The sequence below is a fragment of the Streptomyces sp. 4F14 genome (assembly GCF_048159485.1).
Classification (GTDB): domain Bacteria; phylum Actinomycetota; class Actinomycetes; order Streptomycetales; family Streptomycetaceae; genus Streptomyces.
This window is the reverse complement of record NZ_JBLRVY010000008.1, coordinates 76,197-91,351: the sequence shown is the minus strand read 5'-3', so window position 1 is coordinate 91,351 and position 15,155 is coordinate 76,197. Positions and strand designations below refer to the sequence as shown.

The window sequence follows — 15,155 nt, the reverse complement described above, 5'->3', positions numbered from 1 at the left end:
CAAGTCTGATGAAAAAAGGCAACGTTCACGCCCGCCCCCACTCGTCGTCCAGCGCCCGCGCGATCCGGTTCGTCGACAGCACCGCTGCCGCGATCACCACCCCCGGCAGCACCGTCAACCACCACGCGTTCGCGAGGTAGTTGCGCCCGTCGGAGATCAACGTCCCCCACTCCGGCGCCGGCGGCGGAGCCCCGTACCCCAGGAAGCTGAGCGCGGACACGGCGAGGATCGCGCTGCCCAGCTCGATGGTCGCCAGCACGATCACCGGCCCCGCGGAGTTGGGTACGACATGCCGGCCCAGGACGGAGTACCAGCGCGCCCCGGACGCGTGCGCGGCCTCGACGTACACCGCCTGCCTCACCCGCAGCACCTCCGCCCGGGTCACCCGCGCGAACGGCGCGACGCTCGCGATGCCGACGGCGACAGCGACCTTCACCGTGCCGTAGCCGAGCGCGGTGACCAGCGCCAGCGACAGGAACAGCGCCGGGATCGACAGCAGGACGTCGACGACCCGCATCAGGACGTCGTCCACCCACCGCCCGACGAACCCGGCGAGCAGCCCCAGCAGCCCGCCGACGACGAACGCGACGCCCACCGCGACGAGCGTGCCCTTCAGGGACAACTGGGCGCCGTGCACGACCCGGGAGAACACGTCACGCCCCAACTCGTCGGTCCCGAACCAGTGCTGGGCGCTCGGCCCGCGGAAGTTCTCCGAAGGGACCCCTTTCAGAGGGTCCTTGGACGTGAACAGGTCCGGCCAGAACGCGGCCAGCACCACCAGCACGACGACGACACCCGACACGACCAGACCGGGCCGGCGTACCAAGAACCGTGCCACGCGCCGGGGTTCGGGCGCGGGCCCGGCCGGCGCCTCGTCGACTCTCTCCAGGACCGCCTGACTCACGCGGGCACCGCCTTCCGGCTCGAAGCGACGACGATCCGGGGGTCGAGGAGGGGGTAGACGAGATCGACGAGGAGGTTCGCCAGCACGAACACCAGCGCCCCGAACACGACGACCCCCTGGACCAGCGGGATGTCCTGCGCGGTGACCGCGGCGGCCGTCACCCGCCCGAGCCCGTCGCGCGAGAACACTGTCTCCACGACGACGGACCCGGCGACGAGCTGCCCGACGAGCAGCCCCACGACGGTCAGCGCGGGCAGCGACGCGTTGCGCAGCGCGTGCCGCAGATGGATCCGCCACCGCCCGGCGCCCTTCGCACGGGCCGTCTCCACGTACGCCTGGTCGAGCGCCGTGAGCAGGCTCTTCGCCAGCACCTGCGCGACCAGCGCGCCCGTCGGCACGGCGAGGGTGACGGCGGGCAGGACCAGCCCGTCCAGCCCGTCGTTGCCGAACGCCGGGAACCAGCGCAGCCGGAACGAGAACAGCTCGACCAGGACCAGCCCGACCCAGAACGTCGGCACCGACACCCCGAGCGGCGGCAGCGACAGCAGCGTCTGCCGCAGCCAGCGCGCCCGCGTGTACGTCGCGAGGACCGCGAGCCCGCCCCCGCCGGCCACCGCCAGCAGCAGGGCCAGCGAGGTGAGTTGCAGGGTCTGCGGCAGCGCGTCGGCGATCGTCGAACTCACCGGTCGGCCGGTGGAGATCGCGTCCCCGAAGTCGCCGCGCACCGCCCGCCCCAACGCGTCCGCGTACTGGGCGAGCAGCGGCTTGTCGAAGCCGTACTCGCGGCGCAGCGCGGCGAGTTGGGCCGGGTCGAGCTGCGCCGAGTCCGCGCCGGCCCCGGCCATCGCCGAGACCGGGTCGCCCGGCAGGTAGTAGAGGATCACGAACGACACCGTGAACGCCGCCCACAGCACGCCCACCGCCTGGGCGAGCCGGCTGAGTACGTAGCCGCGCATGCCGTCAGCCGATCCACGTGTCGTGGAGCTCGATGCGGCTGGAGGCGTCGAAGGCGAGGCCGTGCACCTTCTTCGCCACGCCCAGCTGCGTCTGGAGCTCGACGACGGGCACGGTGTAGGCGTTGCCGACGATCAGCTTCTGCGCCTGGGCGACGAGGCCGGCGCGCTTGGCCGGGTCGGTGGTCGCCGCCGCCTCGGTGAGCAGGGTGTCCAGCGAAGTCGCCGGAAGCCGCGACCAGTTGGCGAGCTTCGTGGAGAACGAGGTGCGCAGGATGTCCGGGTCGGCGCGGGTGACGTTGCCCCACAGGCCGTCGTAGTCCCCGGACTGCTGGACCTGGGCGATCTGCGCGATCTGGAACTGCTGGAGGACGACGTCGATGCCGACCTCCTTGAGCTGCTGCTGGATCAGCTCCAGGGCGGGCTGGTTGGTCGCCGAGTTCGCGAACCACTTCACGGCGAGGCTGAGCCTGGCGCCGTCCTTCGTGCGGATGCCGTCCCCGCCCGCCTGCCAACCAGCCGCGATCAGCAGGGACTTGGCCTTCGCCGCGTCGAACGCGAGGCCCGTGCCCTGGTCGGCGTAGCCGGGTGTGGTGTGTGCGAGGACGCTGGTCGCGGGCTGCGTGCCGGTCGGGAAGACGGTCGTGGCGACCTGCCGCCGGTCGATCGCCGCGCTGATCGCCTGCCGGACCCGGACGTCCTTGAGCAGCGGCCGCGCGTTGTTCAGCGACAGCCCGAACACCACCCCCGGGTTGGCCCGCCGCTGGAGGTTCACCGAACCCCCTTGCAGTGCCGCCTCGTTGGCCTTGCCGACGCTGCTGATCGCGTCGACCTGACCGGACTGGAGACTCCCCGCGCGCACCCCCGCCTCCGGCACGACCTTGAACACCAGTTTGTCGAGGTACGCCTCGCCCTGCTTGGCCCACAGCGACGAACCCCACGCGTACTTCGCGCGCTTGGCCAGCGTCACCGACTGGTTCTGCACGTACCGCGCCAGCGTGAACGGCCCCGAGCCGACGATCCCCTTGCTGCACTTCTCCTGCGGGCTCAGCCGCACGCTCGCCGAGGACTCGATGCCCAGCGAATGCGTCGAAGTGGCTTGCAGGAACTGGGCGTTGGGCTCCTTGAACGTCACCCGTACGGTCAGCGGGTCGACGGCCGTCGTGCTCGCGACGCCGCTCAGGTAGCCCTGTGCGAGTGTGCCGAGGGCGCCGAGCTTCGGGACGGCGTCGAAGTTGTCCTTCACCACCTGCGCGGTCAGCGCGGAGCCGTCGCTGAAGGTGACCCCGGGGCGCAGGTGGAACGTGAACTGCCGGGCGTCCGGGCTGACTTCCCAGCTCTTCGCGAGCCACGGCACGATCTTGCCGGTCTTCGGGTCCTGGTCCGTCAGCGAGTCCACGAGCTGCCGTACGGAGTAGATCGTGTCGTTGCTGCCCACCTGCTGCGGGTCGACGCAGCCGGAGTCGGAGCCGACGGCGAAGGTGAGTGTGCCGCCCGAGCGGGGCGTGGTCGCGCCGGCGGTGGTGCCGTCGGAACCCGAGGAGCAGGCGGCCAGCAGCAGGGAAGAGGTCACGAGAGCCGCGAAGCGGGCAGGGCGCAGAGGCAGTTGAGCCGTCACGGGACGGGGTCTCCTGTTCGTGTCACCGCGCGCCGCAGAGCAGGAGGGCGCGCGGAGGGAGCACCTCCGGTGGTGGGGGAGCGGAGGCGTGAAGGAAGAAAGAAAAAAGGGGGGGGAGGTCAGGCGGCGGCGTGGAACGCGGTCAGCCGCGACACAGACAGCTGGTGCAGCGTTCCAGGTCGATGTGCCAGCGCCGTGAGAGCGTCAACACGGCGAGGGGGAAGCGGAGTTCACTGCTGTGCGGCACGCCGGTCCCTCCCTGTCCAGGACCCTGCTCCACAGGGTCACGCGCTTGCGGGAGCGTAAGGAGTGACGTCGGCGTACGTCAACGGATGATCCGAGGCGTGAGACGTGGCACGCCCCCGGTGAACGGCGCGGCCCGTGTTTCGGCGGCGGAAGCGGGGGAAGGCGCGGACTTGTCCCTCGTGTCTCATATGGGGAGGAATCCATGACCGGCGATCAGAAGCCCGCCGACCCGGGCGACGTGATCCGCAGCGGGAGCCCGGAGTCCACCGTCGACCGGGTGGCCGACTTCTACGGCGCCTACATCGACGCCGTGTACGACGGGACCGACGACCTCGGCGCGGCGCTGCGCGCGCACTACCTCACGCAGGAACTGCGCGGGCGCCTCGCGCAGTGGGAGGAGACCAACCACGCGGACGGAGTCCTGCGCGCCCAGAACGTCCCCCTCCAGTGGGAGGTCCGCTACAGCGACTCCGGCGCCGGGCACGCGTTCACCGTCGTCACGCTGACCTGGGACAGCGGCACGAACCCCGAGCGGACCACGCTGGCGGTCCAGAGCGACCTGAGCACCCGGCTCATCTCGGACATCAAGGACGCGGCGGACGCCTGACGAGGCCGGACGCCTGAAACCGTGACCCTCATCTGCGGAAACTGAACCGGAACAGCAGCGACTGCGCGTCCTCCTCCGTCAGTCCGAGGGCCTTGGCGACCGTCTCCCAGGAGATCTCGTCGGCGCGGACGTTGTAGGCCGCCTCGCGGGCCGCGTCGGCGGTGAGGCGTTCGAGCGCGGTCACGGCGCGCAGCGCGGCCAGCGGCGCCTGGTCGGCCAAGTCACCCAGTTTGCGGCCGAGTTCGTCGATCATCGCCTCGACGTCCGTGGGCAGCGGGACGGAGCGGGACTCCACGTCGGCGATGTGCCGGTCCCACTCCTCGTGCAGCGCGGAGGTGTCGTAGTCGTAGGGGTGGTGGCGCGGGACCCGGGCCCAGTCGAGGGGGTGGTGGGTGTCGCCGCGCCAGCCGCAGGAGCAGGCCGCGCGCAGGTGGCTCGCCTCGGGGGCGCCCAGGGTGCCGTCGTACACCCACCACTCGGTGGACTTGGGGATGTCGGCGCCGCTGCCGATGTCGAAGTACACCGGTCCCGGCTCGGTGCCGTCCGGGAGCAGGGCGCGCGGCCTGCCTTCGTGCGACGTCCCGAAGTCCTCCGTCTGCCACTCCACGACCCCTCCAAAGTCCGTGCCGTCACTGGCACCTACCCCGGGCCGCGGCGGTCATGACTGTCAGGGCCTGCGGGGTGAGCGGCGGACGGTGAGGACGGCGACGTCGTCGTGCCGGCCGCCGTGCCCGGCGTACGCGCGGGCGTCGTCGTACAGCGCCTGCGGGAGGGTGGTGGGGGAGAGGCCAGAGAGGGCGGTGAGGGCGGTGAGGCGTTCTTCGGCCGGGTAGAATGTGCCGTTCGCCGCGCGGGTCTCGGTGAGGCCGTCGGTGCTCAGGACGAGGGTCGCGTGCGCCGGGAAGTCGAACCAGCCGACGGTCGTCGGCTCGGCCGCGAGCTCCGAGAGGCCGAGGGGGACGCCGGAGTCGAGGTGGGGGACGGTGACCTTGCCGTCGTGCACCAGATACGGCAGGACGTGGCCGCAGTTGACCGCCTGGACCTCATCATCGAGTTCGATGCCGAGGATGAGCGCGGTGACGAAGCGTTCGTCCTCGCCGGTGTCGGTGGCGTAGGAGTTGTGGCGGACGACGGCCGCGTCGAGGGCGTCGACCAGCGCCGTCAGGGTGGGTTCGCGGTGGGCGGCCTCGCGGAAGGCGCCGATCACGGCGAAGGCGGCGCCGACGGCGGCGAGGCCCTTGCCCTGGACGTCGCCGATGAGGACCCGGGTTCCCCAGGGGGAGTCGACGACGTCGTAGATGTCACCGCCGACGAGACGGTCCTCCTGGAGCGGCTCGTACACGCCGTTGACGAGGACGTCGTCGGTGACGAGGGGGAGGGGGTGCAGGATGTGGCGCTGCATCGCGGCGGCCGTCGAGCGCAGCCGCAGCATCTCGTGTTCGCGCCGGATGCGGTAGCCGCAGGCGTACGTCGACGCGACGCCCAGCGCGATCGTGATCGCGATCATCAGGATCCGGTCGAGCCAGTGGCCGCCCGGCCCGCGGGTCACCACGGTCGTGCTCACCACCGCCGCCGTCCACAGGGCGACGAAGGCGGTCTGACGCACCGTGCACAGCGCTGCGGCGGCCCCCGGCAGGAACACCAGCAGCCCCAGCAGCAGCACCGCCGACCCCGACAGCTCCCCCAACGCCTCCACCGACACCGTCACCCCGAGAACGATCAGCGCGAGCTGACCGTTCCCGGGCGGCTCGATGGCCTCGACGGCTTCAACAGGTCTCGCACGACGGCTACCGGACATCGGAACTCCCGGGCAGGTGATGATCTGGTCATACCGTATGCAGTCCCACCCCGTTACGAAGAATCGCCCCGCCGCTGGCCGCCGAGCTGGACCTCGACGGAGTGGCGGACATAGGGGTCGGGATGTGCTCGCGCGATCGAGATCACCCTCGCGACCAGGGGGTCCTCCGCCGGGGAGAGGCGGAGACCGGGGATCGGGCAGCGGCGTACGTCGAGATCCTCGTTGTCGACGAACTCCCGCAGCGTCGCCGCGTCCGCACCGCGATGCCCGTGGCGGCCTGGGAGGCCCCGCCCCTTCGTCGCGTCAACCGTACGGCGCGTGAAGCCGGTCGCCGCCGCCCCCGACAGGGATCGGGTGCGGCGGCGAGCGGGAGTCGGCCCCGGGACCGTACCGGGGCCGACGGATCAGGGGCGGGTGGTGAGGTAGCCGCCCATGGAGGTGAAGTAGTCGGTGGCGGCCAGTTCGCGGCCCTCTTCCGTACGGACGCGGGTGATCGCGAGGCCGTGGTTGCGGCCCGTGCGGGCATCGGCGCCGGTGACGATGACGACGCCTTCGCCCTCGCGGTAGAAGATGCGGCCCGGGGTGCCGCCGTAGCGCGCCTCGGAGACGAAGGACGCGAGGATCTCCAGGCGCTTGCCCTTGTGGTAGGTGAACGCGCTGGGGTACGGGGCGGACTGGGCGCGGACCAGGCGCTCCAGGACCTCGGCCGGCCAGTCCCAGTTGATGCGGATGTCGTCTTCCGCACGCTTGTGGAAGAACGTCGCCTGGGTGCGGTCCTGCTTCGTGAACTCCGTCCTGCCCGAGGCGATCTCGGCGAGCGCGGCGACCGTGACCGGCGCGATGAGGTCGACCGTCTTGTGGAAGAGGTCGGTGGTGGTGTCGGTGGGGCCGACGGCCACGGACTCCTGGCGGACGATGTCACCCGCGTCGAGCTCGTCGTTCATCATGTGCGCGGTGACCCCGACCTCGGGTTCGCCGTTGATGAGCGCCCAGATCAGCGGCGAGAACCCGGCGTACTTGGGCAGCAGCGAGTCGTGGATGTTGAGCGTGCCGTGCCGGGGCAGGCCGAAGATGCGCGGCGGGATCCACGTACGCCAGTTGTTGGCGACGATGATGTCCGGGTCGGCGTCCTTGAGGCGCTGGAACAGCTCCTCGTCGTCCGGCCGGTTGCGGATGACGACGGGTACGCCGTGCTCCTCGGCGAGGTCGGCGACCGAGTCGCTCCAGATCTTCTCGTAGGCGTGGTCGCTCTTGGGGTGCGTGACGACCAGCACCACGTCGTGCTCGGAGTCCAGGAGGGCTTGGAGGGTGCGGTGCCCCCAGGTCTGGTAACCGAACATGACGACCCGCATGGGGTTCCTCCTAGAAGCAGGGCTGGGGGATCAGACGCCGTACCGGATCAAGTAAAGCAAGGCTTACCTTATCTTTCAACGGGGGTCGATGGGTCGGCCGTTGGTGTCGAGTGGTTCACATCGCTCCTATCGACAGCCCCGCAAGATTAGCTTAGGCTCACCTAAGTTGCCGGTGTGCCGCTCCTCGGCATGCCCGTCACGATGGGAGAGACATGTCACAGGTGCTTCCTGCCGACGCACCCCTGGTCCACGACCTCATTGGGATCGGCTTCGGCCCGTCCAATGTGGCCATGGCGATCGCACTTCAGGAGCACAACGCTCGTGTCGGCACGGAGCGGGCGGTGACCGCCCACTTCTTCGAGCAGCAGCCCCGCTTCGGCTGGCACCGCGGCATGCTCATCGACGACGCGACGATGCAGGTGTCCTTCCTCAAGGACCTGGTGACGCTCCGGAACCCGGCCAGCGAGTACAGCTTCCTGTGCTACCTCCAGAGCAAGGGCCGGCTGATCGACTTCATCAACCACAAGAGCCTGTTCCCGCTGCGCGTCGAGTTCCACGACTACTTCGAGTGGGCCGCCGCGAAGGTCGACAACATGGTCTCCTACGGCCATGAGGTCGTCGGCGTCGAACCCGTCGTGCGCGACGGCGAGATCGACCACCTCGACGTCACCGTCCGCTCCCCCGAGGGCCTCGCCGTCCACCGCGCCCGCAACCTCGTCATCGGCACCGGCCTGCGCCCCCTCATGCCGGAGGGCATCGAGCGCGGCGAGCGCCTGTGGCACAACTCCGACCTCCTCGCGAAGGTCGACGCCCTCGAAGGCACCGACCCGACCCGGTTCGTCGTCGTCGGCGCCGGCCAGTCCGCCGCCGAGAACGTCGCCTACCTGCACCGCAGGTTCCCGGACGCCGAGGTGTGCGCGGTCTTCTCGCGCTACGGCTACAGCCCCGCCGACGACAGCGCCTTCGCGAACCGCATCTTCGACCCGCAGGCCGTCGACGAGTACTTCGAGGCTCCCGAGGACGTCAAGAAACGCCTGATGGACTACCACGGCAACACCAACTACTCCGTGGTGGACATCGACCTGATCGACGACCTGTACCGCCAGTCGTACCAGGAGAAGGTCCTCGGCACCGAGCGCCTCAAGTTCATCAACGTCTCCCGCCTCACCGGCGTCACCGAGACCGAGGAGAAGGCCACGGCGACCGTGAAGTCCCTGGTCACCGGCGAGGAAACGTATCTGGACGCGGACGTCGTCGTGTTCGCCACCGGGTACAGTCAGGCCGACCCGCTCGGCCTCCTCGGCGAGGTCGGCGGCCACTGCCTGCGCGACGACGAGGGCCGCGTCCGCGTCGAGCGCGACTACCGCATCGCCACCGCCCCCGGCGTCCGCGCCGGCATCTACCTCCAGGGCGGCACCGAGCACACCCACGGCATCACCTCCTCGCTGCTGTCGAACACGGCGATCAGAGTCGGCGAGATCCTCGACTCGCTCCTCGACCGGGGCCTCAAGTCCGCCTCGGACGAGGCCCGTTCGGTGGCCGACCGCACCACCCGCTGAGCCCCCGGGCTCCGCGCACCCGTGGCGCGGAGCCCACAGACCGAAGAGATAACGTACGACGACATGGGCACGACTACAGTTGCGCGCCCCGCGAGCGGCGAGGTGGCTCTCCTCCGCCGGCGGCGGGCCGTGGGCCTCGGCATCCTCCTGGCGGTCCTCGTGATCGCCTCGGCGGTGTCCCTGGCCGTGGGGGCACGGGCGTTGAGCGTCAGCGAGGTCTGGCACGGCCTCTTCGACGCGCCGACGACAGACCAGCGGCTCACCGAGATCCGCCTCATCGTGCGGACGGTACGGGTGCCGCGCACGGTCCTCGCGGTCGTCGCCGGCATCGCGCTCGGCGTCGGCGGCTCCCTCATCCAGGGCTACACCCGCAACCCCATAGCCGACACAGGGCTGTTGGGCGTGAACGCGGGCGCGTCCTTCGCGGTCGTCACCGCGATCGCCGTGTTCGGGTTCACCAGCCCCTTCGCCTACGTCTGGTTCGGCTTCCTCGGCGCCGGGCTCGCCGGAGTCGTCGTGTTCGGGCTCGCCAGCATCGGCCGGGGCGCCGGGAACCCGCTCACCCTCGCCCTCGCCGGACAGGGCATCACCGTCTTCCTCGCCGCCATGACCACCGCGATCTCGCTGGGCAACCAGACCGCGCTGAACGCCCTGCGGTTCTGGAACGCCGGATCGGTCGCCGGGGTCGGCTTCGACGTCATCTGGCCCATCACCGCGTTCATCGGCGCCGGCCTCCTGCTGGCCGTCGCCACCCTCCCGGCGATGAACCTCCTCAACCTCGGCGACGACGTGGCGCGCGGACTCGGCGTCGACGTCACCCGCAGCCGGATCATCGGCATCACGGCCATCACGCTCCTCGCGGGCGCCGCGACCGCCGCCTGCGGGCCCATCGCGTTCCTCGGCCTGATGGTCGCCCACATCGCCCGCTCCCTCACCGGCCCCGACTACCGCTGGCTCGTCCCGTACGCCGGACTGCTCGGCGCGGTCGTCCTGCTGGTCTGCGACATCGTGGGCCGACTCGTCGTCAGGCCCGGCGAACTGGACGCCGGCGTCGTCGTCTCGCTGCTGGGGGCGCCGTTCTTCGCGCTCCTCGTCTACCGCGGAAAGTTCAAGAGCGCATGAACGGGACAGAGTTGACGCCCTCGGTGACGCCCGGCCTCAGGGCCGGCGGGTTCTCCTTCGTGTGGCGGCCCTGGATCGCCCTGGTCACCCTGGTCCTCGCGGCGGCGGCCTTCCTGCTGTTCTGCCTCTCCATCGGCATCGGCGACTTCCCGATCAGCCTCTCCCGGGTGATCTCCACGATCTTCGGCGGCGGCGAACAGGTCGACCGGTTCGTCGTCATGGACCTGCGGATGCCGCGCGCCCTGGCCGGACTCGTCGTCGGCATCGCGCTCGGCGTCTCCGGCGCGCTCACCCAGTCCATCGCCCGCAACCCGCTGGCCAGCCCCGACATCCTCGGGATCACCAGCGGCGCGAGCATGGTCGCCGTCTTCCTCGTCACGGTCACCGGAGGAGTGGCGACCGCGATCTCCGACTCCGTCGGCCTCTCGGCGGCGGCCCTGCTCGGCGGGCTCGGCACCGGGCTCCTCGTCTACGTCCTCGCCTGGCGGCGCGGCATCGACGGCTTCCGGCTCATCCTGATCGGCATCTCCGTCAGCGCCGTCATGCAGGCCGTCACGACCTGGCTGCTCGTCGGGGCCGACATCAGGGACGTCGCCCGCGCCCAGACCTGGCTGGTCGGCACGCTCGACAACCGGTCGTGGAACGAGGTGTGGATCGCCCTGTGGTGCACCCTCGCCCTGCTCGCCGTCGTGACCTGTGTCGCCTTCCAGTTCAAACCCCTCCACTTCGGCGACGACGTGGCGGCGGGACTCGGCGTGCGCTACGGCGCCGTACGGGCCGTGCTGCTGCTGTGCGCGGTGCTGCTGGCCGGTGTCGCGGTGAGCGCGGCGGGTCCCGTGCCGTTCGTGGCGCTGGTCGCGCCGCAGGTGGCGATGCGTCTGGCGCGCTGTCCCACGCCCCCGTTGGCGGCCTCCGGGCTCTTCGGGGCGGTCCTGCTGCTCGGCTCCGACCTGATCGCGCGGGCCGCGCTGCCGGTGACGCTGCCGGTCGGGGTGGTCACCGCGGCGATCGGGGGACCGTTCCTGGTCTATCTGCTGGTGCGGGCGAACCTGAAGTAGCGCCTGGCCCTCGGGCAAACCGGAGTACCTGGTACAAAGGTTAGGCACACCTAAATAGGCGCATCCAAGAGGCAAGGGGGTCCTGTGGCCGCTCAGCACATCACCGAGATCGAGTCCCCGGCCGTCGCGGCGACGCGGCTGGCCGCCCGAGGCGTCACGGTCGGCTACGGCAGCCGGACCGTCATCGACGGCCTCGACGTGGCCGTGCCGCCGGGTGTCATCACCACGATCATCGGGCCCAACGGCTGCGGGAAATCAACCCTGTTGAGGACGTTGTCGCGGCTGCTGAAGCCCACCAAGGGCTCGGTCGTGCTGGACGGCGACGACATCGCGCGCCTCAAGACCCGTGAGGTGGCCAAGAAGTTGGGGCTGCTTCCCCAAGCGCCGGTCGCGCCCGAGGGGTTGACCGTGTCCGACCTGGTCGCCCGTGGCAGGCACCCGCACCAGAGCTGGCTGCGGCAGTGGTCCTCGGACGACGCCGAGGTCGTCGAGAAGGCCCTCGACATGACCGGCGTCCTCGACCTCGCGGACCGGCCGGTGGACTCCCTGTCGGGCGGTCAGCGCCAGCGCGTATGGATCTCCATGACGCTGGCTCAGGGCACCGACCTGCTGCTTCTCGACGAGCCGACCACCTATCTCGACCTCGCGCACGCCGTCGACGTCCTCGACCTCGTGGACGACCTCCACGAGTCCGGGCGGACCGTCGTCATGGTGCTGCACGACCTCAACCTCGCGATCCGCTACAGCGACAACCTCGTGGTGATGCGGGACGGCGCGATCCTCGCGCAGGGGCACCCCCGGGACGTCGTCACCGCCGAACTCCTCGCGGACGCCTTCGGGTTGAAGGCGATGGTCATGGACGACCCGGTGGGGGACCGGCCGATGATCGTGCCGATCGGGCGTACGCACGCCCGCGTCGGCGAATGATCGGGACGATTACGCTGGTTAGGCTAGGCTAACCTCAGTTTTGTGGGTAGGGTTTGCCTGCCCATGGAACGAGGCGCCCGCTTCTGACGCGGGGCGCCGGACAAGCTGGACAACGTGAAGGCAAGGGATTGCGGGATGCTCCTCGACAGAACGACGCTCATGAAGCCCTGGCGCCGGGTGGCGGCCACCCTCGCCGCCGCGACGCTCGGCGTCGGCCTTCTCGCGAGCTGCGGGTCCAGCGACTCGGATTCTGACAACGCCGGCGCGGACACCTCCCCCAGCGCCTCCGCCGCGGGCGGCGCCTTCCCCGTCACCGTCGACCACTTCTTCGGCTCGACCGTCATCAAGAAGGCCCCCGAACGCGTCGTCACCGTCGGCTACACCGACGACCAGACCGTCCTGGCGCTCGGCACCAAGCCCGTCGGCATGGTCGACCAGTACCCCAATCCGGCCGGCAAGTCCCCCGACATCAACACCCAGTGGCCCTGGGTCAAGGACAAGTGGGGCGACAGCAAGCCCGAGGTCATCATGAACAACGGTGACTCAGGACCGAACTTCGAGAAGATCGCCGCCCTGCGGCCGGACCTGATCGTCGCGGTGTACTCCGAGATCGACAAGGCCGCCTACGACAAGCTGTCGCAGATAGCGCCCACCGTCGGCCGCACGAAGGCGGAGAAGGAACCCTTCAGCGCCCCCTGGCAGGACAACGCCCTCCAGATCTCCAAGGCCCTCGGCAAGGAGAAGGAAGGCGCCGCGCTCATCCAGGGCGTGCAGGGCCAGCTCGACGCCGCGAAGAAGGCGCACCCCGAGTTCGCGAACCAGACCGCCGTGGCGTTCTCCTGGTACAAGAACTCCGTCGCCGCCTTCACCTCCACCGACGTCCGCGGCCAGCTCCTGACCGGCATGGGCTTCAAGTACCAGACCGAGATCGACAAGGTCGCCGGCGGCAGCTTCTCCACCCAGCTCTCCCCCGAGCGCGTCGACCTCGTCGACGTCGACCGCGTCGTCGTCATCAACGACAAGGCCGACACCGACGCCCTGAAGAAGTTCAAGCTCTTCACCAACCTCGACGCCGTCAAGAACAACAAGGTCACCTACCTCCTCGACAGCGAGGGCCCGGCCATCGGCGCCGCCATGTCCCAGGCCACGCTCGCCTCGATGCCGTACGCGATCGACGAACTCGTCAAGGCGGTCAGCCAGTAATGTCCGACGCCGGCGTGAGCACCGCCACGCGCCCCGCCCCGGCGGCGCTGCGCACGGCGACCGGCCGTGAGGCCACCCGGTGGGTCACGGCGCACTGCCGCGAGGTACCGGGACTGACCGCGGCCACCGTGCTCACCACGGTGGCCGGGGCCGCCCTCCAGGTCCTGCCCGTCCTCCTCCTCGGCCGCGTGGTCGACGGGGTCGTGGGCGGCGACGACCGGTCGGTCCTGTTCACCATCGGCGTCACGATGGTGGCCGCCGCGCTCCTCGGCGCGGTGGCCACCGCCGCCTCCACCTACCTCATCGGACGGCTCGGCGCGGACCTGCTCGCCCGGCTGCGCGAAGGCGCCGTCCGCGCGGTGCTCGGCATGCCGAGTTCCCGCGTCGAACAGGTCGGGCGCGGCGACGTGCTCTCCCGGGTCGGCGACGACGTCGCCGTCATCTCCCGGGGGATCCGGACCGCCATCCCAACCGTCTTCTCCGCCGGGGTACTCGTCGCCATCGCCACCGCCGGCATGTTCGGCCTCGACTGGCGGCTCGGGCTCGCCGGCGCGGGCGCCCTGCCCGCGTACGCGCTCGCGCTGCGCTGGTACCTGCCGCGCTCCGCGCCGCTCTACCGCAAGCAGCGGGCCGCCCAGGCCGACCGCGCCCAGGCCCTCATCAGCGGGCTCGACGGCATCGACACCGTCCGCGCCTACCGGCTGGAGGACACCTTCCGCGAGAAGGTCGACACCGAGTCGTGGCGGGTACGCAACTACGGCATCGAGGTCTTCCGGTTCTTCGGGCGGTTCGTCGGGCGCGAGAACCGGGCCGAGTTCATCGGGCTGACCCTCATCCTCCTCGTGGGCTACGCCCTGTTGGAGAACGACGCCGCGACACTCGGCGAGGTCTCCGCCGCCCCCCTGCTCTTCCACCGGCTGTTCACGCCGCTCGGCGCGATCATGTTCACCTTCGACGAGGCCCAGAAGTCCGGGGCCAGCCTCACCCGGCTCGTCGGCGTGCTGGGGGAGGGGACCTCCGGACGGCTCGTCGGGGACGCGACCGCCGACTCCGGCTCGTACGGGGTGACGGTCCGGGGCGTGACCTTCAGCTACCCCGACACCGACCAACCCGTCCTGAGGGACGTCGACCTGACCATCCCGGCCGGGGGTTCGCTCGCGCTCGTCGGGGCCACCGGAGCCGGGAAGACCACCCTCGCCGCGCTCATCGCCGGGATCGGGACGCCCGACGCGGGATCCGTGCGGATCGGGGGGACCGACCTCGCCTCCGTCGACGAGGCCGGGGCGCGGGCGCTGGTCAGCATCCTCACCCAGGAGAGCCACGTGTTCTCCGGGCCCCTCGCGGACGACCTGCGGCTCGCCGCGCCCTCCGCGACCGACGACGAACTCGCCGACGCGCTGCGGACGGTGGGAGCGTGGGAGTGGGCCTCGGCTCTCCCCGAAGGACTCGACACGCCGGTCGGCGAAGGCGGCGAACGGCTCGATGTGACCAAGGTCGCGCAACTCGCTCTGGCGCGGCTCGTGTTGGCCCGTACGCCGGTCGTCGTGCTCGACGAGTCCACCGCCGAGGCCGGCAGCGAAGGGGCTGCCGAGCTGGAACGGGCGGTACTGGCGGCTTGCGCCGGGCGGACGACGCTGTTCGTGGCGCACCGGCTGACGCAGGCGATGTCGGCGGACCGGATCGCCGTGCTCGACGCCGGCCGGGTCGTCGAACAGGGGACGCACGACGAACTCGTGGCCCTGGGCGGACGGTACGCCCGCCTGTGGCGAGCCTGGCGCGAAGGCAGTTAAGCCCCCTCGGTCCGCTTT

13 protein-coding genes are annotated in these 15,155 nt (G+C 70.7%); 7 read left to right on the top strand and 6 right to left on the bottom strand.

The genetic code is table 11. The features are described 5' to 3' along the window. Positions 1-25: 25 nt before the first annotated feature. The 3 genes from ACLZOT_RS15750 to ACLZOT_RS15740 are packed head-to-tail and all read right to left on the bottom strand — an operon-like array spanning position 26 to position 3,475. A complete protein-coding gene (locus ACLZOT_RS15750) occupies positions 26-904 on the bottom strand; it encodes an ABC transporter permease (RefSeq protein ID WP_416969516.1) in 879 nt (292 codons plus the stop codon). Next, positions 901-1,860: an ABC transporter permease gene (locus ACLZOT_RS15745; RefSeq protein ID WP_416969515.1), complete on the bottom strand. Its 960-nt coding sequence runs from the start codon at positions 1,858-1,860 to the stop codon at positions 901-903. Before ACLZOT_RS15745 ends, ACLZOT_RS15750 begins: the two co-directional genes overlap by 4 nt. 4 nt (positions 1,861-1,864) lie before the next feature. Then, positions 1,865-3,475, bottom strand: coding sequence for an ABC transporter substrate-binding protein (locus ACLZOT_RS15740; RefSeq protein WP_416969514.1), 1,611 nt, complete (start codon positions 3,473-3,475; stop codon positions 1,865-1,867). Between the two features lie 448 nt (positions 3,476-3,923). On the opposite strand from ACLZOT_RS15740, the gene ACLZOT_RS15735 reads away from it, so the two are divergent. Next, a complete protein-coding gene (locus ACLZOT_RS15735) occupies positions 3,924-4,328 on the top strand; it encodes a hypothetical protein (RefSeq protein WP_416969513.1) in 405 nt (134 codons plus the stop codon). A 28-nt stretch (positions 4,329-4,356) separates the two neighbouring features. On the opposite strand, the gene ACLZOT_RS15730 is transcribed toward ACLZOT_RS15735, so the two are convergent. From ACLZOT_RS15730 to ACLZOT_RS15720, 3 genes are all read right to left on the bottom strand, one after another. Beyond that, a complete protein-coding gene (locus ACLZOT_RS15730) occupies positions 4,357-4,935 on the bottom strand; it encodes a hypothetical protein (protein ID WP_416969512.1) in 579 nt (192 codons plus the stop codon). Positions 4,936-4,995: 60 nt separating this feature from the next. Next, positions 4,996-6,126, bottom strand: a complete 1,131-nt coding sequence (locus tag ACLZOT_RS15725; protein ID WP_416969511.1) for a PP2C family protein-serine/threonine phosphatase — start codon at positions 6,124-6,126, stop codon at positions 4,996-4,998. A 404-nt stretch (positions 6,127-6,530) separates the two neighbouring features. Continuing rightward, complete coding sequence (locus tag ACLZOT_RS15720) at positions 6,531-7,478, bottom strand: methionyl-tRNA formyltransferase (RefSeq protein ID WP_416969510.1); 948 nt, start codon at positions 7,476-7,478, stop codon at positions 6,531-6,533. 212 nt (positions 7,479-7,690) lie between these two features. Here ACLZOT_RS15720 and ACLZOT_RS15715 point away from each other — a divergent pair, with 212 nt between their 5' ends. From ACLZOT_RS15715 to ACLZOT_RS15690, 6 genes are all read left to right on the top strand, one after another. Next, the gene (locus ACLZOT_RS15715; protein WP_416969509.1) at positions 7,691-9,037 is read left to right on the top strand and encodes a lysine N(6)-hydroxylase/L-ornithine N(5)-oxygenase family protein; all 1,347 of its coding nucleotides are present in this window, start codon (positions 7,691-7,693) and stop codon (positions 9,035-9,037) included. Positions 9,038-9,100: 63 nt separating this feature from the next. Further along, on the top strand, positions 9,101-10,159 hold the full coding sequence (locus ACLZOT_RS15710; protein ID WP_416969508.1) for a FecCD family ABC transporter permease: 1,059 nt from the start codon (positions 9,101-9,103) through the stop codon (positions 10,157-10,159). Continuing rightward, positions 10,156-11,217: a FecCD family ABC transporter permease gene (locus ACLZOT_RS15705; RefSeq protein ID WP_416969507.1), complete on the top strand. Its 1,062-nt coding sequence runs from the start codon at positions 10,156-10,158 to the stop codon at positions 11,215-11,217. Before ACLZOT_RS15710 ends, ACLZOT_RS15705 begins: the two co-directional genes overlap by 4 nt. Before the next feature lie 84 nt (positions 11,218-11,301). Beyond that, a complete protein-coding gene (locus ACLZOT_RS15700) occupies positions 11,302-12,144 on the top strand; it encodes an ABC transporter ATP-binding protein (RefSeq protein ID WP_416969506.1) in 843 nt (280 codons plus the stop codon). 135 nt (positions 12,145-12,279) lie between these two features. After that, positions 12,280-13,347, top strand: coding sequence for an iron-siderophore ABC transporter substrate-binding protein (locus ACLZOT_RS15695; protein ID WP_416969505.1), 1,068 nt, complete (start codon positions 12,280-12,282; stop codon positions 13,345-13,347). Continuing rightward, positions 13,347-15,137: an ABC transporter ATP-binding protein gene (locus ACLZOT_RS15690; RefSeq protein ID WP_416969504.1), complete on the top strand. Its 1,791-nt coding sequence runs from the start codon at positions 13,347-13,349 to the stop codon at positions 15,135-15,137. Before ACLZOT_RS15695 ends, ACLZOT_RS15690 begins: the two co-directional genes overlap by 1 nt. Positions 15,138-15,155 lie beyond the last annotated feature (18 nt).